This is a genomic window from Zhongshania aliphaticivorans (assembly GCF_902705875.1).
Lineage (GTDB): Bacteria > Pseudomonadota > Gammaproteobacteria > Pseudomonadales > Spongiibacteraceae > Spongiibacter > Spongiibacter aliphaticivorans_A.
In genome coordinates, this window is sequence record NZ_CACSIK010000002.1 from 243,445 (window position 1) to 261,806 (window position 18,362).

Sequence of the window (18,362 nt, forward strand, 5' to 3'; positions counted from 1 at the left end):
TTAAGTTCGAGCAGCGGTTTTTGCTTGCCATAGAATAACGCAAAAACAGCAAAACTTTGCCTATTCGAGCAATTTTGCTTTACTGGCATCACTGGGTGATGGTGCCAGAGCGCGTTACGTGGTAAAAAAACCACCTCTGTGCGAGAAGACATTGGACGGTTGGCGCATCAAAACTAAGCATCACAAGGTTACCAATTCTTATGGAAGTTAATTTTTCCGACCTAAAAGTTATGATTATCGACGATAGCAAGACGATTCGTCGGACTACCGAAACATTGCTGGCCAAAGAAGGCTGCACCGTGGTTACCGCGGTAGACGGCTTTGATGCCTTGGCAAAAATTGCGGACACTAAGCCGGATATTATTTTTGTCGACATTATGATGCCGCGTTTAGACGGCTATCAGACGTGTGCCTTAATTAAAAATAATACTGAATTTAAGTCCACTCCCGTGATTATGTTGTCCAGTAAGGACGGCTTGTTCGATAAAGCGAAAGGCCGTATTGTTGGTTCAGATCAATACCTAACCAAGCCCTTTAGTAAGGCTGAGTTACTTGACGCCATTCAAAGCCATGTTCAGATCACGCAGGTCTAAACAGCTACGTGTTAATTAAACGAAGAAGCCGGTTATGGAGACTGGTTAAGACCGCATTATAGATTGGCACTGCGGTACTTATGATGAGGAAAAAAAATGCCACGGGTTCTTATTATCGATGATTCACCAACAGAAATTTTTAAGATTTCAGAGATCCTTAGTAAAAATGGCTATGAAGTGTTGACTGCAGAAAGTGGTGAGCAGGGCTTAGGTATTGCCAAGCAGGAAATGCCTGATGTGGTTCTGATGGATATCGTTATGCCGGGCCTGAATGGATTTCAGGCTACCCGACAACTAAGCCGTGACCCTGATACCAGTGGTATCCCCATTATTATTGTGACCACCAAAGATCAAGAAACGGATCGTTTGTGGGGGCAGCGCCAAGGTGCAAAGGGATATTTAACCAAGCCGGTAGACAGCAAAGGCCTGCTTAAGGCGATTGACGCCGTACTCAATTAAGTGCGCTGCTGGGTAATTTATGTCTGAATCATTGTCATTTGATTATTTGCAGGCTTTAGCGGCTCGGTGTCGTGAAGAGTTTACTGCGCTTCCCAGTGCCCGTGATAATCATGTGGTTACTTGGAGTGGCGTGGGTTTTCGCGTTGCTGGCCAGCACTGCGTCACGGCGATGGATGACATAGCAGAGGTGCTGACCGAGCCAGCGGTGACTCGCTTGCCCGGTGTAAAGCCCTGGGTACGAGGTGTGGCTAATGTGCGTGGTCGCTTATTGCCCTTGGTAGACTTAAGTGCGTATTTAAATCAAGCGGCTGCTACAGAGCAGCGTCAGCGGCGGGTATTGGTTATCGAAAAAGGCGAAATATACCTTGGTCTTATCGTGGATGAGGTGTTTGGTATGCAGCACTTTGATGCTGAAACGTTTCGTTTAGAGGGTGAGCTGCGGGTTGCTGCTTTAGCGCCTTATATTCAAGGGTGTTATCAATATGAACAGCATCAGTGGGTGGTATTTCGCCCTGTACAATTAATAGAAGATAGTAATTTTTATACCGTGGCAGCATAAGCTCGGAATTTAACGTAAAAGCTAATATAGCACTGGGAGTTCGGGTAAATGAAAGCAGGTAATCAAGGCGCTTTGGCACGATTGCGAGCCAGCCGTGTTGTTAGTGTGCTCGTTATAATTATTCTGGCGGGGTTTATCGGCGCTGGGTTAAATACTTTCATTATCTTGCGTGATGCAGATTATGATCAGCGTTATCTGGAATTGACCAGTGAAATGCGCTTATACGCCCAGCAGATAGCAAACACCTCGCGGGAGGCGGCGCTGGGTGATAAGGCAAGCTTTGATACGTTGGCTCGTGCCCAGCGAAATTTTGAGCAAGCTAGGGCAACATTAGTGAATGGCGGTAAAGGACTGCCCTCCCCAGCGGCGATGCTAGGCGATGATATAGACCGCTTAAATTCATTATGGGCTCAGGTGGACAGCGCCGTAGACACCATTACCGGTAACAGTGAGCGCATTGTTTTTTTGTATCAGGTTGCTGAAAACCTAAGCCAACAACTTCCTGAGTTACAGAGCAACAATAATAAAATTGTCGATATTTTATTAACAAGTGGCAGCTCAGCAAAACAAGTAGCAATTGCCCAGCGGCAGTCATGGTTGGCCGAGCGGATTGGGCGCCACGTTGACCTCATGATTGGTGGCGGTGATGCAGCGACCCAAGCAGCTGAGCAATTTACCAATGATGCTAATGAGTTTGCCGCGGTTTTAAATGGCATGATTAAAGGAGATAGCAGCAAAGGTATCGCGCGTGTCAGTCGTAGTAACGCCCAAGCGGTTTTGGCGTCTATTGAGACTTCTTTTCAGCAGCTAAGCGGCTCAATGGAAAGTGTTTTTGAGGCATCTCCTGAATTATTAAAGTCATCTCAAGCTGCTATTTTGATTGCGGCAACAGTGCCGGACATCACTCAAGTAACCAGTAATCTGTCCTCAGCTATTGCAACGCTTTCTGATAAGCGACCTTTGTCGTTTGCGAGCGCATTGATTTTTGTTGGTGTCATTTTAATTGGCTTGGCAGTGTTGGCTTGGTTGTCTATGCGTACCACGCAGATGCGCTTGCGCGAGACAGCTGACGCTAACGAACGAAATCAAACGGCGATATTGCGTTTACTTGATGAGCTGGCTGACCTTGCAGATGGTGACCTCACGACGTCGGCAACGGTAACAGAAGATTTCACCGGTGCCATTGCGGACTCGATTAACTATACCATTGACCAATTACGGGTACTGGTATCACAGATTAATGAAACCGCCGTGGAAGTATCGTCGGCGGCACAGAACTCTCAGTCTACCGCCTTAACTCTGGCGCAGGCTTCAGAGAGTCAGGCTAAAGAAATAGCGGGTGCATCTGCGGCTATTTCAGAGATGGCACAAACCATCGACCGGGTATCTTCCAACGCTAGGGAGTCTGCGACAGTTGCACAGCGTTCGGTTGCTATCGCAAATACCGGTGCAGAGGTGGTGCAAAATACCATCAAAGGTATGGATAACATCCGCGAGCAGATTCAGGAAACCTCGAAGCGAATTAAACGCCTAGGTGAATCCTCACAGGAAATCGGTGATATCGTTTCTTTGATTAATGATATTGCTGACCAAACCAATATTCTGGCATTGAATGCAGCGATTCAGGCATCGATGGCGGGTGATGCAGGCCGCGGTTTCGCCGTGGTTGCGGACGAAGTCCAGCGTTTGGCTGAGCGATCTTCCGGTGCGACAAAGCAGATTGAAGCCTTGGTAAAAGCGATTCAATCCGATACCAATGAGGCGGTTATCTCCATGGAGCAAACCACTTCTGAGGTGGTACGTGGTGCGCGGCTTGCCCAAGATGCGGGTACGGCCTTGACTGAAATCGAAGCGGTATCGCAGGAATTGGCGGAGCTGATTCAGAACATATCTAGTGCGGCAGCGGATCAGGCCGTGTCTGCTGGACAAATATCTTCTACGATGCAAATTATTCAACAAATCACCTCGCAAACCTCGGCAGGCTCTACCGAAACGGCTAGATCAATTGGGGCGTTGGCAGAAATGACAAATGATCTGCGTAGCTCGGTAGCCGGTTTCACATTGCCAGAGCAGCAGCGCTGATTTGCTACCACGTCGTGCTAGGCATGGACGAGTGCTTATTACATCACGAGGTGTTTGCTGTCGATGGATCAGTAGGCATTGCGATGGCAACCGAATACAGAGTTCTAGGACATGACTGATCGTCGAGACTACATTGCGCTTGAGTGGGTTGCCGGAGAGATTGCCGACGCCCTAGCTCAGTGTGGGCCACTGATTGATGACTACCTCAGTAATACCAACAATGCGTCCTTAGATCGCGTCAGCATGCTTTTGCATCAAGTGCAGGGCAGTTTACGGATGGTCGAATTTAGTGGCGCCGCCTTGTTGGTTGACGAAATGGAACGCAGCATTTTGGCGCTGAGCGAAGGCCAGATTGCCGTTGAGCGTCGCCGCGATGTCCTCTTGGTAGTCCAGACCAGTGCTGACGAGTTACCCGCTTATTTGCAACGTGTGAAAGACAAGCAGCATGAGCTGCCGGCATCGTTAGTCATGATATTTAATGATCTCCGTGCCGCCTTAGATCAGCCGTTACTGTCGTCTTCACTGCTATTTAATCCCCCCGTCAATTTGTCGCCAGCGGCTTCGGCTCAAGCAGTACTTGCGGACTCGTTTAATGAGCTTGCGAGTAAATTGCTCAAAATGTATCAAATTGCATTGCAGGCATACCTGCGCGGTGATGATGATAAGCAAAACCTGATGTACCTCGGCAAGGTCTCAGGTCGTGCCGCTAAATTATGCAGCGGAGAGTCACAACAAGTGCTCTGGTGGTCTGCATTAGCCTTAATCGAAGGCTTGCTAAATGAATCTATTGCCAACCACTTTGCGGTGCGCAGTTTATTAACTCGCCTTGGCTCTGAGCTGCAAGCGCTTGTTGACGGTGGTCATGCGGCCACAAAAAATGTGGTTTCTCTGCCGTTAATTAAAGACATATTATTTTATATTTCGAGTAGCCCAGCATCATCGCGCTATATTCAAAGTGAGCGTGAAAAGCACGGTTTGGCTGGTATTTTTGATGGAGCTACCGGCAAACATGATGAGGTAGGCACCCGGTTTGCTGATCTTGCACGACCTTCGGTCACTGCTGAACTTTTACGTCTTGCGGCGGGGGTGGCTGATAATGACAGTTTGCTTAGCGACTGTCTTAATATCGCTGACGCTTTAGCGGTTCTGGGTTGGACTGAGACGCTATACCCGTTAAATGCGATTATCGAGCAAGTTAAACAGGGGGTGCCGGGCAGCCAAGTTCAGGTTGTAGCGACGTCTTTGCAACGCTTAGCTGATCGTTTATCGGTGGTGAGTGACTCGATACAAACAAGTGAGTCGGAGCGTGATTCTGGTGTTGAGTCGAATGCTGAATCGGTTATTTTATATAGCCGATCCGTGTTATTTGACGCCCAAGAGGCCATTATTGCCTACGTGTCTGAACAGTGGCAGACCGTGCATGTGGAGCAGCTTCCCGCGCAACTTTTTGCTGTAGCAGCTCAGATGGATGCTGCGGAATTTACCGCGCCAGCGATGATTTTGGAACAGTGCGCCGAATACTTGGCTAATGAAATTATTTCCAAACAGTTAGTCCCTGATTGGCAAACGTTAGATGCCTTAGCGGATGCGCTAACCTCTGTCGATTATTACCTTGAGCGCAGCAGCCACGGTCGGCACTATGAAGACGATGCCTTATTAGCAGGAGCAGAAGCCTGTGTGGCACGCCTTGGTTATCCGGTTAGGGCTAGTCAAAATGCAAATATCTTGCATTGGCCGGATAAGCCAAGCCAAGTTGAGCCTGCGCCTAGCGATCATGGCGAGCAGGTAGAACTAGACCCAGACATTGCTGAGGTGTTTCTTGAAGAATCCCACGATGTCATTGCCCTGTTAAATGAAACGCTGCCAGCATGGCAGGATAGATTAGAATCTGAGGAGTCATTAGCAGTAGTTCGGCGGGCGTTTCATACCCTTAAAGGTAGTGGTCGTATGGTCGGCGCCAAGCAAATTGGCGAGCTAGCTTGGTCAATAGAAGCGATGCTTAACAAAGTGGTAGAAAGCCATTTTGTGATGGATGATGCGCGTTTTCAGCTCATTGAAAAAGTCGCCGCCTTATTGCCAGAGATGATTTCCGCACTGGCTGACGGCCATGAGTTACCCCATGCACCCGTTGCGAGTTTAATTAGCTTTGCGGATGCCTTGACCCAAGAGCAGCTTCCTCATTCCACGATGTCGGCAGGAGTGGATGAAGATGGCCTAACGGCTATTTTTATTGGCGAAGCGGATACCCATTTAGGAGTACTAGAAGCTTATATTGAAGGGGTAGACAGCTACCCTGTAGAGCTAAGTGATGAAGTGCAGCGGGCCCTGCATACCCTTAAAGGCTCGTCAAAAATGGCCGAAGTCTGGCCAGTTGCAAATATCATTACACCGCTGGAGGGCTTGGTAAAAGAATTGCGTTCTATGCGAGTCGCGGCGGGTGAAAGTTTGATTGCTTTACTTTCTGATGTCGTGCGTCAGGTTCGTTCAATGGTTAGGCAGTTGGCTGACACTCCGGTTGCATCATTGCATACGCCTAATAGTTTATTATCTTCTATTAACGCTTTGTCTGTGCAATTAATTCACGAGGCGGAATTTGCCGTTGATCGAGTCGCGAGGGGAGAGCTCCCTGCAGGTGCGATTGATAGCTTTTTAGCAAACCATAGCGACAGTATCTTAAATTTGCTGGATCTATTGAATGAGCAGGAAGACCTCAACGCAGACCTGCTTTTCTATCAAGCTAAGCTAGTGGGTGTCTTTGCTCAGCGTGCAGAAGAAGTTCATTGTGAGCCCGTTGCCGAGCTTGGGCAGGCGCTGCAAGTATTACTTAGCGGCGCGAAAGATCCTTTGCCGAAGCCGTTTTTGGCTTTGCTCGTTGAAGTCTTAGAGCAACTGATGGATTACCTAAATCAGTTGGCTGCAGAGCAAACGGTTGTTGAGAATAGTGATCTAATCGATCGCGTTCGCAATGCAGATTTTAGTGTTCAACATGACGGTGATGGTTCTCCTTTCGGAGATATTTCTCCTATTGAGCCAACAGATATTGTGGCGTCAGATGTTAGCCATAACCAAGATAGTGCTGAGCAAGCTGAGCAAGCTGAGCAAGCTGAGCAAGCTGAGCAAGCTGAGCAAGCTGAGCAAGCTGAGCAAGAGGCAATAAGTAAAGCGGTTATCGATGATAGCTTATCTTCTCAAGACCAGCCTCGTGATATACAGCAAGACGAGTTTACGCCTGCTGAGTTGGAACCGTCCGAGAGTGACGACGTTGATGCTGAAATACTCGAGATATTTTTAGAGGAAGCGGCAGATCTCTTAGAGAGCTTAGATGAATCGATTCACCACTGGGCTAGTGATCGTAGCGAGATGGTTCATCTCGATAATATTCAGCGCTATTTGCACACCTTAAAAGGTGGTGCACGACTGTCGGGACTCGCTGCGGTTGGTGATCTTAGTCATAATTTTGAAGCGGCGATTGCATCTGCGGTAGCGTATAAAAATACGGAAGATGATGCATTTTTTCACCAAGTTCAGCAGTTTCAAGATGAGCTTGTAAGCGGCATCGCGGCGATTGATGATCCCACCTCTGTCGCGCCAATAAACCAGCCTATTGATCTGACCGTCTCTGATGATAGTCAGGTGCCTGCTGTAGATCTATCAGAGGTCGAAGCTCCGCAAGGGTTGACGCCTTTTGTGTCTAGTGAATCACCGCCAGTTAATGAAAGCGCGTTGGTGTCGTCAATGTCGCGGGCGACGCCGCAGGAAATGATTAAAGTACCTTCGCCTTTGCTGGAGCGGTTAATCAATTTAGCGGGTGAAACGTCAATTGCCCGAGGCCGTGTAGAAGAGCAGGTGAGTGAAATTCACTTCTCTTTAGAAGAAATGGAAATCACTGTAGAGCGTCTGCAAGGGCAGGTGCGACGCATGGATATAGAAACCGAAGCGCAAATTATTTTCCGCCAAGAGCAGGTAGAGAGTGAGGGTGCTGATGGTTTTGATCCGCTTGAGTTTGACCGTTACTCGCAGTTACAGCAGTTGTCGAGATCGCTTTTAGAGTCCGCATCAGACTTGATTGATTTGCGCGGCACATTGCTAGAAAAAAGCCGTGATATGGAAACGCTGTTAGTACAGCAGTCACGGGTAAACACCGAGCTTCAAGAAGGCTTGATGCGATCTCAATTAGTGCATTTCTCACGTATGGTACCGCGGTTGCGACGAGGTGTGCGGCAAATAGGAAGTGAGCTAAACAAACAAGTAGAGTTTAATGTTTACAATGCGCAGGGCGAGATGGACCGCCGTGTGTTGGAAAGAATTATTCCCGCATTGGAGCATATGCTTCGCAATGCCATAGATCATGGTATTGAATCTTCGGGGGTGCGCGAGGCCGCGGGAAAATCGGCGGTTGGCGCAATCAATATGCGTTTTGATCGCCAAGGTGGTGACGTGGTGATCGTGATCAATGATGACGGTGGTGGTATTGATTTACACGCTGTGCGCCAGAGAGCTGAGGACATGGGCTTGATTGGCGAACATGCCGAACTCAGCGAGCGGCAGTTGTTGGAATATATATTCCACGCAGGCTTCAGCACGGCTAAGAATGTAACCCAAATTTCTGGTCGTGGCGTTGGTATGGATGTGGTTCGCAGTGAAATTAAGCAACTTGGCGGTGCGATAGAGATACAGACAGAAGCCGGCCAGGGTTCACGCTTTGAAATTAGACTGCCTTTCACGGTGTCGGTAAACCGCGCTTTGATGGTGAGTGTGGGTGGCGAAGTATACGCCGTGCCACTGAATAATATTGAAGGTATTGTGCGCGTTAGCCCTTACGAATTGGATGTGTATTATCAAGACGGTGGTCCTGAATTTGAATATGCGGGACAGCAATATAATTTACGATATATGGGCAACTTGCTAGATGCCGGTCGAGTTGCACATTTAGAGGGGCAGGTTGACTCGCGCCCAGTGCTGTTGATTCGCAATGCAGAGCCGCCAACCGCAATTCAAGTTGACTCGCTATTGGGTTCCCGCGAGGTGGTGGTAAAAACCTTGGGGCCACAGTTTGCTGCAGTTCCTGGTTTATCGGGTGCAACGGTGCTGGGCGATGGCAGTGTTGTTGTTATCTTGGATATGTTGGCAAGCATTCGCGCTGATGTGGCTAGGCGTTTGGCCGGTAAAGATCAGTCACTCCCTTCTGTTGCCAGTAAAACGCATCAGCGCTTGGTGATGGTAGTGGATGATTCGGTGACCGTGCGTAAAGTGACTTCGAGATTGTTGGCCCGCCAACATATGGAAGTAGCACTGGCTCGTGATGGTATGGACGCTGTTAATCAGTTAAATGATAGCGAGCGCCTACCCGATGTGATTTTACTTGATATTGAAATGCCACGTATGGACGGTTTTGAGGTTGCAGCTAAGATACGCGGCAACCCGCGGATGAAAGATATTCCTATTATTATGATCAGTTCACGGACCGGCGAAAAACATCGTCAGCGGGCATTTGCGCTGGGCGTACATAACTTCCTCGGAAAGCCTTATCAAGAGATTCAATTGTTAAAAGCAATTGATGAACTAACTTCTAACTTGGTGAGCGCATGAATACAGTGGCAAAAACACAATCGTCAGTGCTAACAAACATTGTTCTGCCATTGCAGGGGCACAATTTGTTGATCCCCAATGCCGCGGTGGCTGAGGTGGTGTTGGCAGGTCAGCTTAGTTCGGCGGTGTCGTCCTCTTTTTTATTGGGCTATATGGCATGGCGTGAGCAGGAAATACCGGTGATTAGTTTTGAAGGGTTGCTTGACGGGTATTTACCACCGAGTTTGGAGCTGCGACAAATGGTTGTTTTACACGGCATTAGCAATCGTCAGAACATGCCATTTTTTGGTTTGGTGCTAAGTGGTGTGCCCCGCTTAGCACGATTGCGAGACAGTGATATTACTGAGGTAGATGCCGATGACAGTCCGCTTGTTTACAGTCATGTTAGCGCCTTAGGGATGGCGCTCAAAATCCCAAACTGGGATGCGCTTGAACAGGAAATTTTAGCGGGTTTGTAGCGGACATTTAGCGATTAAGTCCACGCCATATCGCCCCAGCGGTGCTGAATAATACTGATGGCTGCAATGGGTGCGGTTTCTGTACGCAACACTCTCGGTCCGAGTTGCAGAGGCTGAAAGCCTTGTTGAATACTGCTATTGATCTCCGTCTCACTTAGCCCACCCTCGGGCCCCACTAATAATATGGCACTGCTTGTCGTGCTATTACTTTCGGTCAGGGGTGAATGCAGGCTTGGACACAAGACCAGCTTAATGGCGTTATGGGCGGTGTTATTCCATTCGTCTAGTCGTTGGGCCTGATGTATTTTTACCAAGTCATTGCGGCCACTTTGCTCACAGGCACTGATCATGACTTGCTGCCAGTGGCGCTGCTTTTTTTCTAGACGCTCACCATTCAGTTTGACATCGCCGCGTTCGGTAAACAGCGGTGTAATCGTATTGACGCCAAGCTCCGTGGCTTTTTGAATAACCCAGTCAAAGCGGTCGCCCTTTGAGATACCAATGGCTAGCTCGATATTGAGTGGAGATACAGGGCAAGGGGCCATGGTTTCATGACCAAGCTGACACTGAACTAATTTCTTTCCGACTTCCACGATACTTGCGGGATAAGCCGAACCATCACCATTGAACAAGATGAGCTCGCGGCCAGTACGCATCCGTAGCACCTGAGAGACATAGTGTGCTGCCCGCTCATCAAGAATAAGTTCTTGGTTTACAGCTAGCGCTTGCTCTACATAAATTCGTGGTACACGCATATCAATTTAAGGTCTTTATAAAGGCTTTGGATTTACGCTGGAAGTTATAAAGCTGCTTTTTAGCCGGCGGTAAATCATCAATTTGACACTCCACATAGCCCTGTTCTTGAAACCAGTGCGCGGTCTGTGTGGTGAGGACGAACACCGATTGTAAGCCTTTATTGTATGCCTCTCGTTCAAGTAGCTCTAAGAGCCGCTCAGCGCGATCAGCGCCCCGGTAATCTGGATGGGTGGCAACACAGGCAATTTCACCACTGCGTTGTTCTGGGTAGGGATACAGAGCGGCACAAGCGACCACCATGCCATCTCGCACTAAGATTTTAAAATGGTCAATTTCGTTTTCCAGCAGTTCACGGGAACGCTTTAAAAGAACGCCTTTAGCCTCTAGTGGTTCAATGATGGCTAGTAACCCACCGACATCATCGATACTGGCAGTCATAAATTGTTCGTAGTGCTCTTGGGTAATAAGCGTTCCGGCACCGTCGCGACTAAAGAGTTCTTGTAGCAAAGCGCCGTCTTGCTGGAATGACACCATGTGGCAGCGATTAATGCCTAAATCACCGGCATCGACAACCGCTTGCACAATACTGTCGCTATGCAATGCACTCTGTTGCTCTAATTCAGCATCGACATCCCGGTATTCACATTGCCGTATCAGCTTGCCGTCACTATCTAGCAATCCGTCATCTGCTGTGTATAAAATCAGTTTGTCAGCTTTTAAGGCGGCAGCGGTATGCACCGCGACATCTTCAGCGGTGAGATTGAAAATTTCGCCCGTTGGGGAATAGCCAAGCGGCGACAACATCACCACATTCTGATTGTTGAGTTGCTGCTGCAATGCGTGGGCATCGACTTTTCTGACTAAACCGGTATGACGTAAATCAACACCGTCTACCACGCCGATAGGTTTAGCGGTCACGTAATTGCCAGAGCATACCCGGATTGCAGCGCCGTGCATTGGCGAGTTTGCCACGCCCATGGATAATAGTGCTTCTATTTGGGCGCGCAGTGAGCCTGCCGCATCGGTAACACAGCGTAATTCTATATCGTCGGTGATGCGCAAATCGTTGTGATAACGACTTTCAATGCCTACGTCATGCACTCGCTGTTCTATTTGTGGTCGTGCGCCATGAACGAGGACCAGCTTGACGCCTAGGCTATTGAGCAGCGCAATATCATGCACAATATTGGCAAAGTTTGCGTGCGCTACCGCCTCGCCGCCGAACATAATGACGAAGGTTTTTCCGCGGTGAGCGTTAATATATGGCGCTGAGTTACGAAACCATTTTACGTAATTGGTATGTTCTGGCATGGCTGACGGTATGAGTTATGAGTTTAAGCTTTCATTTTGTGTGTAATGTCATAGGCTTACAAGCCATTTTTTAGTGGATTCTGGTGTCAGGCTAGTGATGAGTATTGATATAGACAATTCAGAGATGACAGCGGCAGAGGCTCATTGGCAGGCCGCTTTACTAGAAGCTATTAGCGGTCACTTTAATACTGCGCATGCGCGTGTAGATAATGTCCACAGTCGGTATTTTCGATCTTTAGCCGTTGTGGCAAGAAGGCACTGGCAAAATAAGGCGGATGTGCCTGCGGATTTATTGAATATTCCTCGGGCGATTTGGCGTTTAGTGCATCGAGCTGGGCGAGGGGAGCCGGCAGAATTTCGTAAGTTGACGGGCAAAGAGCAGGCAGTGGCAAAAATTTTGTCAGATGAGGTGATGGATCTTTCGGCTTTGCAGGCACTTCTTGTGGCACATTTACGTTCTCATCCTGATTACCAGCATGGCGACGTCGCCCGCTTACAAGCTGCGTTAGCCCCCTATGATAGTGACGTGGCAGCCAAGAGGCTTAAGGCTGCGGTGGCTCAAATGGGCTTGCATCAAGATAGCAGCCGCGATTTATTGATGTTTGTGGGGGTGGGCCTACTCGGCCGAGGTATCAGCGACAAAATTGCCTTTGGCAGTGCGTCAATGATTGGCATGTCGGCGGCAAGCAGTCTTTATCTTGGTCAGCAAAGCGCTTGGGGGGCTATGTGGGCGGGGTGGTTTGGTGTGCCTACGTGGGTGGCGGTAAGTGGTGCTATTGGCGGTTTTGCGGCAATGGTGGTGGCGACGCCAGTACTAGCGCCGCTTATTGAAGTTGGTGTTAATCGCGCCCAAGGGCGTCGTCGATTACATGAGTTAATCGACCAGGTAGAGCGGGAGTTACGGCCATCTATTTCTACCCAGCTCTGGCAGTACGGCAGTTATTTGCAGTTTATTCCGGATTTAGTGGCGGCGTTGCGACACCTTCGTTAGTTAATGGTTTATGGCTAGGTTTACGGTGATTAATTGTAAATAAAGAGTGACAGTGTGGCTGTTAAGGGTAAGTATGCTCTTTTCTTAGAGGTCATCCTGTGGAAGCTGAAATACTATTACCGACGCAGGATGCGGAGCGGGTTTTTGATCGTATCGCCGATGCACTGGTCTCTACGGGATATATTGCTTTGCCAGCGGCATTGCCTAGGGGCATTGCCGAGTTACTTTTTGAGCGAATTGCCAGTTTTGAAGACGACGGCTTTCATTCTGCAGGAGTGGGGCGGGCTAACGAGTTTCAGGTAAACCCTTTTATTCGCAATGATGAAATTCGTTGGTTGAGCATTGATAACGATGTTGAAGCCAGCTATTTAAACTGGATGGAACAGCTACGCACCGGTCTTAATCGTCGTTTGTTTATGGGGTTGTTTGATTACGAAAGCCATTTTGCTCGTTATGCGCCCGGCGCGTTTTATAAAAAGCATTTAGACGCATTCAAGGGCAGCACAAACCGCGTGTTATCAACGGTGTTTTATTTAAACCCTAATTGGGCTGTTGTTGATGGCGGCCATTTGCTGATGTATGAAGAAGGCCTTGAGCCCATAGCAAAGATATCGCCTTTGATTGGCACACTGGTGGTTTTTTTGAGCGATCGTTTCCCGCATGAAGTCTCCACGGCAAGCCGCCTGCGCTACAGTATTGCCGGCTGGTTTAGGGTGAACACCACCTTAGGTGCCCATATTGATCCCCCTCAATAATTTTCTTACGCCTCCAAGCGTTAAAGGCGACGTAAGATTCCCAGTGTATTAATAATGGCAATGGGTTCAAACAAGCCTGACGCTAATGCCATTTTATAAATGGCGTAGGGCGCTTGGCCACCTTCTTCTGGAGCGGGAAATAAATCATGTATTGCCAATATGCCGCCTTTCATAATTTTGGTTGCCCAGCAACGGTAGTCACATAAGGCGGCATCAAGGCTGTGGCCACCGTCAATGAACACCATTGCCAGTGGCGTGTACCAGTGTTTGGCGCTGACCTCAGAGGTGGCGACAACGGGAATTACCACATCGTTTAAACCCGCATTGCGAATATTGCGGCGAAACTCCTTAAAGGTGTCAAAGACACCTTCGCCACTATCAAAGAGCTCGGGGTCATGAAACATTTCGCCGAGTTGATGTTCTTCAGAGCCAATGTGGTGATCTATGGCGTAAACCACACTATTTTTTTGCTGGCAGGCTAAGCCTAAATATATTGTTGATTTTCCGCAGTAGCTTCCCACTTCTAAAATCGCACCTGATTCGGCGGCCGATAGTGCTTGCTGATATAGCGCTTGTGCCTCGTCGTCAGCCAAAAAGCCTTTTACGTTATTCATGTCGATGGGGAGCGCAATCTTCATAGTTTTCTCGTGCGATTAATAAGATGTGGGAACAGTAGCCAACTTCGGCGGGGGCAGCAACTTACCAAATTGTCAGCTTTAGATGCTTGACTGAATTTTATTAAAAAGTCAGCTAGAACATAGCGCTGGTTTAAGGAATTAAATGCCGCGTATACTGAGGGTTGATCTTAACAATAACAGTATAAGGGGTAGCTCTGTATGATGAAATTATATGGCTTTGCGGTGAGCAATTATTTCAATATGGTTAAACACGCCTTGCTTTACAAGGACATAGCGTTTGATGAAGTGCTGATGTTTCCAGGCATGGACCCAGCCTATAATGACAAAAGCCCAATGGGTAAAGTACCAAGTATTGATACTGAGCATGGGTGTTTGGCCGAAGCCAGCGTTATATTAAATTACCTTGAGAATACTTATACCGCGAAGCCGTTGATGCCTGCTGACGAATGGCAGCGAGCGAAGATCAACGAGTTAATGAAAATGGCTGAATTGTATTTTGAGTTACCTGCACGTCGTTTGTTTCCCGAGGTGCTTGCTGGGCAAAAAGTAAGTGACGATATTAAAAATGAAGTACGTGACACCATTACTAAAGGGTGTCGTGCTTTAGCTATCTTGGCTAAACCCAGTCCCTATATGTTTGGTGAGACGATAACTTTGGCGGATATTGTGCTTCGCTATTGCATGGTGACATGCAAGCTGGTGGCCCAGTCTATTTATCAGTGGGATGTTTTGGCCGACGTGCCGGGGTTGCGTGAATGGGATGAATTGATGGCATCAGCAGATATTTCTCAGCAATTAGAGCGCGACTCTCAAGCAGGGATGCCAGCATTTTTAGAGGCTATCAAAGGAAAGGTTTAAGTTCGACATGTGATGGGCGGTATGCCCATCACATGGCATTTTACAGCTCGCTTTCTAGCAGATCTAACTCTTCTTGTATGGTCAACCATTGCTCTTCGGTGTTGTTATTTTTTTCTAGCAGCGCAGCCTGTTCAGCAAGTAACTTTTTCAGTTTTTCTTTGTTGATTTCATCGTACAAACTGCTATCGCTAAGTTGATCCTCTATTTCTGCTTGTTGCTCAGATAGCGTTTGCATGGCCTGTTCTAATTTTTTCAGTTTTGACGTTAATGGTGCGAGTTGCGCGCGTCGTGCCGCCGCTTGTTGACGCGCTAATTTCTTGTCGACAAGTGGGGCATCATCATTGTTTGCTTGCTGACTGCTTGGTGCATTTTTATCTCTGTTTAGTAGCCAGTGGCGGTAATCTTCAAGGCTGCCATCAAAGGGTTGGGCTTGACCGTTGTCGACCAGTAAGAAATCGTCGACGGTATTGCGCAGCAAATGACGATCATGGCTGACTAAGATAACGGCGCCGTCGAAATTCTGTAAGGCGCTGGTCAGTGCGTGACACATCTCAAGATCAAGGTGGTTGGTTGGTTCGTCTAGCAGCAACATATTGGGGCGCTGCCAAACAATAATAGCTAGTGCGAGGCGCGCTTTTTCACCACCTGAAAAGTTTTCACAACTTTGTTCTGCGTGTTTTCCGTGGAAATTAAAGCCACCTATAAAATTGCGGATTTCTTGTTCGCGGGCATCTGGCCTTAAACGCTGAAGCTGGAGAATGGGGCTGGCACTTAAATCCAATGATTCCAATTGGTGTTGGTGGAAGTAACCCATGTGAAGGTGCTCGCCTTGCTGGCGTTCACCCGTTAAGGGCTGCAAACTACCAGCAAGGGTTTTCATTAAGGTTGACTTGCCTGCTCCATTGGCGCCAAGAAGCCCAAGCCGAGTGCCGGGGTGAATGCTGATGTTGAGTTTATGTAATATCGGGCTGCTATATCCCAGTGTCGCTTGAGATAGCGACAACAGTGGGTCTGAAAATTGTGTTGGCTCATAAAAGCGAAAATTAAAAGGTGAGTCGATATGAGCTGGAGCGATATCTGCCATTCGTTCCAGTGCTTTTAATCGGCTTTGAGCTTGTTTGGCTTTGGTTGCCTTGGCGCGAAAACGGCGGACAAAGTCTTCCATGTGGGCGCGAACAACTTGTTGTTTTTCAAAAGCTTGTTGCTGCTGTGCAAGGCGTTCGCCACGTTGGCGCTCAAAGGCGGTGTAGTTACCGCGGTAGCGGGTTAGGGTTTGTCGTTCTAAGTGAACAACGTGATCACAGCAGGCATCGATGAAGTCGCGATCATGGGAGATTAAAAATAATGTACCTTCATAGCGGTGTAACCACTGCTCAAGCCAAAGGCTGGCATCTAGGTCAAGGTGATTGGTTGGCTCGTCTAGCAGCATTAAGTCTGATGGGCACATTAACGCTTGGGCTAGATTGAGACGGATTCGCCAGCCGCCGGAAAAATCGTTCACAGAACGCTTTAATTCCTCTAGCTTAAAACCTAGACCAGTGAGCAGGCGTTCGGCGTCGCTTCGTATTTGATAAGCATTGATTAAATCGAGTTCACCATGTAATTCAGCGAGCCGATGGTCATCCTTACACTGAGCAATGAGTGCTTCTATTTCGCGAAAACGATGATGGCCATCAATTACATAGTCAATGGCGCGGCGGTCGCTGGCGTCAACTTCCTGCCGCATTTGGGCAATTTGCCATTGCGCGGGTATCTTTAAGTCACCACTGTCTTGTACTAGCTTGCCACACATAAGTTGGAATAGGCTGGATTTACCAGTGCCATTGGCGCCAACAAGGGCGATATGTTCGCCGGGATTAACGCGGAGATCAGCGGATTCGAGCAATGCTTTGCCGCCGCGTTGTAAACTAAGGTTCTGGAGTTCAATCATGATGGCGCGATTATAGCGTGAGTACCAAGTAATGGATGAAAAAATTAATGCGGGTGGAAAGTCACCAAAGGCGCTGCCGAAATCATTGTGGCAGTTTGCTCTACTGGCCTATGCCGACCCCATAATACAGCGCCATTGTCTGCATTTGCAGGACCATTACAATTTAGATGTAAATATGTTGCTGGCGGCCGGATATTGTAGCTATCGGGGGCGAGTGTGGACACCCTTTATTTGTCGTGACTTGATGTGTCTTGTGGCTCCTATAAGGGAGGCTAACATTTTACCATTACGACGTATTCGTCGTGACGCTAAAGGTGTGAAGGCGCTATATGACGCTTTAAAAAACGCAGAAATAGCGGCTGAAAAAATGGAAATCATGGCCTTACAGGAAGCAATTGAAACGAGGGTAACGGCGGTAGGTGGTAATACTCGATATTCGGACAATATCTTGCACTATGTTGGAATACACGCAGAGGTAGATTCGGAGCCGTTATGCAACGTCTGTCGAGAATTGGCAGCAAAAATGGCTAAAATTCGCTAAAAATCATCAAATAGGCTGGCAAGCCTATCGCCAGCTTTGTCAGGGTGGCTGGGAATGTCGCTCATGCGTCGAACTCGGCGTCGACTTGTTGAATAAATTTCTTGAGCAATTTGCGCGGCGGGTTTTTCCTGTGGGGTGGCAGCGGTGGCTTGGGGTATTGGCGTGCTTTTTGATTCGGTAATATTTGCTGGCTTAGCATTACTTGATGATGCTTTGGGCCTTGAAGGCACGGTGATAGAGCCATCGGCTTTCTGATTCGTTGAAGATGGGGTCTTATCAGATTTTTTCAGTGACTTTTCAGTGTCAATGATGGCTTTCAATACCGCCTTTTCTTTGCGAATAGCTAGCTTTTGCTCAATTATTTTACTGCGAAGCTGGGCCAGCTCGGCTTGGTAAAGGTCAAATTTGGCTTGAAGAGCGCTTAAGCTCGTTTGGCTGGCGCCCTGTTGCTCTTTTGCGCGGAGCTTAGCATTAGCAAGTTGCTCGCGGGTTTTATCAATTCTAGATTTTTGGGAAAGTTCTTCTTTATCAAGGCGCAACAGCGCTTGCTCTAGCGCGGCGATGTGTTTTTCTCTGAGTGAATGGAGCTCTGATTGAAGGTGTTGAAGCTCGCTAAGTGGGGTTTTGCTTTTGTTTTTATTGCCAGTCATGAGATTTAACCCTACGAATGTTCAAAAAAACATCAATCTGCATTATACAAACTTGGCGCGGAGAATCTATATACCTATTCAACGGGGATTTATACCTTGGGGTGCTGTGTCTCTAGGAACGCTTGTGGCAGACTATGGTCTGAGTATGCATGTCGAATTCGCGGCAGTATTTTTTATCTATTAAAGGTAGTT

General features: G+C 48.1%; 15 protein-coding genes. 10 read left to right on the top strand and 5 right to left on the bottom strand.

Features of this window, described 5'->3' with window-relative positions:
- Positions 1–200: 200 nt before the first annotated feature.
- From pilG to AELLOGFF_RS14655, 6 genes are all read left to right on the top strand, one after another.
- Positions 201–593 (top strand): twitching motility response regulator PilG, encoded by a 393-nt coding sequence (pilG, locus tag AELLOGFF_RS14630; RefSeq protein WP_159269640.1) that lies wholly within the window; start codon positions 201–203, stop codon positions 591–593.
- A gap of 96 nt (positions 594–689) precedes the next feature.
- Positions 690–1,052 (top strand): twitching motility response regulator PilH, encoded by a 363-nt coding sequence (gene pilH, locus AELLOGFF_RS14635; protein ID WP_159269641.1) that lies wholly within the window; start codon positions 690–692, stop codon positions 1,050–1,052.
- A 19-nt stretch (positions 1,053–1,071) separates the two neighbouring features.
- On the top strand, positions 1,072–1,611 hold the full coding sequence (locus AELLOGFF_RS14640; protein WP_159269642.1) for a chemotaxis protein CheW: 540 nt from the start codon (positions 1,072–1,074) through the stop codon (positions 1,609–1,611).
- Between the two features lie 48 nt (positions 1,612–1,659).
- The gene (locus AELLOGFF_RS14645) at positions 1,660–3,693 is read left to right on the top strand and encodes a methyl-accepting chemotaxis protein (protein ID WP_159269644.1); all 2,034 of its coding nucleotides are present in this window, start codon (positions 1,660–1,662) and stop codon (positions 3,691–3,693) included.
- A gap of 111 nt (positions 3,694–3,804) precedes the next feature.
- Positions 3,805–9,282 carry an Hpt domain-containing protein gene (locus AELLOGFF_RS14650; RefSeq protein WP_159269645.1) on the top strand — a complete coding sequence of 1,826 codons (5,478 nt, stop codon included), beginning with the start codon at positions 3,805–3,807 and terminating at the stop codon, positions 9,280–9,282.
- Complete coding sequence (locus AELLOGFF_RS14655) at positions 9,279–9,740, top strand: chemotaxis protein CheW (RefSeq protein ID WP_159269647.1); 462 nt, start codon at positions 9,279–9,281, stop codon at positions 9,738–9,740. Before AELLOGFF_RS14650 ends, AELLOGFF_RS14655 begins: the two co-directional genes overlap by 4 nt.
- A gap of 14 nt (positions 9,741–9,754) precedes the next feature.
- On the opposite strand, the gene AELLOGFF_RS14660 is transcribed toward AELLOGFF_RS14655, so the two are convergent.
- On the bottom strand, positions 9,755–10,495 hold the full coding sequence (locus tag AELLOGFF_RS14660) for a 16S rRNA (uracil(1498)-N(3))-methyltransferase (protein ID WP_159269648.1): 741 nt from the start codon (positions 10,493–10,495) through the stop codon (positions 9,755–9,757).
- A 1-nt stretch (position 10,496) separates the two neighbouring features.
- Entirely contained in the window at positions 10,497–11,807 is a 1,311-nt protein-coding gene (argA, locus tag AELLOGFF_RS14665) for an amino-acid N-acetyltransferase (protein ID WP_159269649.1), read from the bottom strand.
- Positions 11,808–11,904: 97 nt separating this feature from the next.
- Between argA and AELLOGFF_RS14670 the strand changes: the two genes are divergently transcribed.
- A complete protein-coding gene (locus tag AELLOGFF_RS14670; protein WP_159269651.1) occupies positions 11,905–12,798 on the top strand; it encodes a hypothetical protein in 894 nt (297 codons plus the stop codon).
- A gap of 98 nt (positions 12,799–12,896) precedes the next feature.
- Positions 12,897–13,553, top strand: coding sequence for a 2OG-Fe(II) oxygenase (locus AELLOGFF_RS14675; RefSeq protein ID WP_159269653.1), 657 nt, complete (start codon positions 12,897–12,899; stop codon positions 13,551–13,553).
- A 20-nt stretch (positions 13,554–13,573) separates the two neighbouring features.
- On the opposite strand, the gene AELLOGFF_RS14680 is transcribed toward AELLOGFF_RS14675, so the two are convergent.
- Positions 13,574–14,191 carry a class I SAM-dependent methyltransferase gene (locus AELLOGFF_RS14680; RefSeq protein WP_159269654.1) on the bottom strand — a complete coding sequence of 206 codons (618 nt, stop codon included), beginning with the start codon at positions 14,189–14,191 and terminating at the stop codon, positions 13,574–13,576.
- 198 nt (positions 14,192–14,389) lie between these two features.
- Here AELLOGFF_RS14680 and AELLOGFF_RS14685 point away from each other — a divergent pair, with 198 nt between their 5' ends.
- On the top strand, positions 14,390–15,049 hold the full coding sequence (locus AELLOGFF_RS14685) for a glutathione S-transferase family protein (protein ID WP_159269656.1): 660 nt from the start codon (positions 14,390–14,392) through the stop codon (positions 15,047–15,049).
- Between the two features lie 40 nt (positions 15,050–15,089).
- On the opposite strand, the gene AELLOGFF_RS14690 is transcribed toward AELLOGFF_RS14685, so the two are convergent.
- The gene (locus AELLOGFF_RS14690) at positions 15,090–16,979 is read right to left on the bottom strand and encodes an ATP-binding cassette domain-containing protein (protein WP_159269657.1); all 1,890 of its coding nucleotides are present in this window, start codon (positions 16,977–16,979) and stop codon (positions 15,090–15,092) included.
- Positions 16,980–17,010: 31 nt separating this feature from the next.
- Here AELLOGFF_RS14690 and AELLOGFF_RS14695 point away from each other — a divergent pair, with 31 nt between their 5' ends.
- Entirely contained in the window at positions 17,011–17,520 is a 510-nt protein-coding gene (locus tag AELLOGFF_RS14695; protein WP_159269659.1) for a TIGR02444 family protein, read from the top strand.
- Here AELLOGFF_RS14695 and AELLOGFF_RS14700 read toward each other — a convergent pair.
- Positions 17,517–18,170, bottom strand: a complete 654-nt coding sequence (locus AELLOGFF_RS14700) for a hypothetical protein (protein WP_159269661.1) — start codon at positions 18,168–18,170, stop codon at positions 17,517–17,519. The genes AELLOGFF_RS14695 and AELLOGFF_RS14700 overlap by 4 nt on opposite strands.
- Between the last annotated feature and the right edge of the window lie 192 nt (positions 18,171–18,362).

Bases quoted from the DNA above. Each gene is read 5' to 3' on its own strand.
- pilG (WP_159269640.1), top strand. From the start codon at position 201: ATGGAAGTTAATTTTTCCGACCTAAAAGTTATGATTATCGACGATAGC.
- pilH (WP_159269641.1), top strand. From the start codon at position 690: ATGCCACGGGTTCTTATTATCGATGATTCACCAACAGAAATTTTTAAG.
- AELLOGFF_RS14640 (WP_159269642.1), top strand. From the start codon at position 1,072: ATGTCTGAATCATTGTCATTTGATTATTTGCAGGCTTTAGCGGCTCGG.
- AELLOGFF_RS14645 (WP_159269644.1), top strand. From the start codon at position 1,660: ATGAAAGCAGGTAATCAAGGCGCTTTGGCACGATTGCGAGCCAGCCGT.
- AELLOGFF_RS14650 (WP_159269645.1), top strand. From the start codon at position 3,805: ATGACTGATCGTCGAGACTACATTGCGCTTGAGTGGGTTGCCGGAGAG.
- AELLOGFF_RS14655 (WP_159269647.1), top strand. From the start codon at position 9,279: ATGAATACAGTGGCAAAAACACAATCGTCAGTGCTAACAAACATTGTT.
- AELLOGFF_RS14660 (WP_159269648.1), bottom strand. From the start codon at position 10,495: ATGCGTGTACCACGAATTTATGTAGAGCAAGCGCTAGCTGTAAACCAA.
- argA (WP_159269649.1), bottom strand. From the start codon at position 11,807: ATGCCAGAACATACCAATTACGTAAAATGGTTTCGTAACTCAGCGCCA.
- AELLOGFF_RS14670 (WP_159269651.1), top strand. From the start codon at position 11,905: ATGAGTATTGATATAGACAATTCAGAGATGACAGCGGCAGAGGCTCAT.
- AELLOGFF_RS14680 (WP_159269654.1), bottom strand. From the start codon at position 14,191: ATGAAGATTGCGCTCCCCATCGACATGAATAACGTAAAAGGCTTTTTG.
- AELLOGFF_RS14685 (WP_159269656.1), top strand. From the start codon at position 14,390: ATGATGAAATTATATGGCTTTGCGGTGAGCAATTATTTCAATATGGTT.
- AELLOGFF_RS14690 (WP_159269657.1), bottom strand. From the start codon at position 16,979: ATGATTGAACTCCAGAACCTTAGTTTACAACGCGGCGGCAAAGCATTG.
- AELLOGFF_RS14695 (WP_159269659.1), top strand. From the start codon at position 17,011: ATGGATGAAAAAATTAATGCGGGTGGAAAGTCACCAAAGGCGCTGCCG.
- AELLOGFF_RS14700 (WP_159269661.1), bottom strand. From the start codon at position 18,170: ATGACTGGCAATAAAAACAAAAGCAAAACCCCACTTAGCGAGCTTCAA.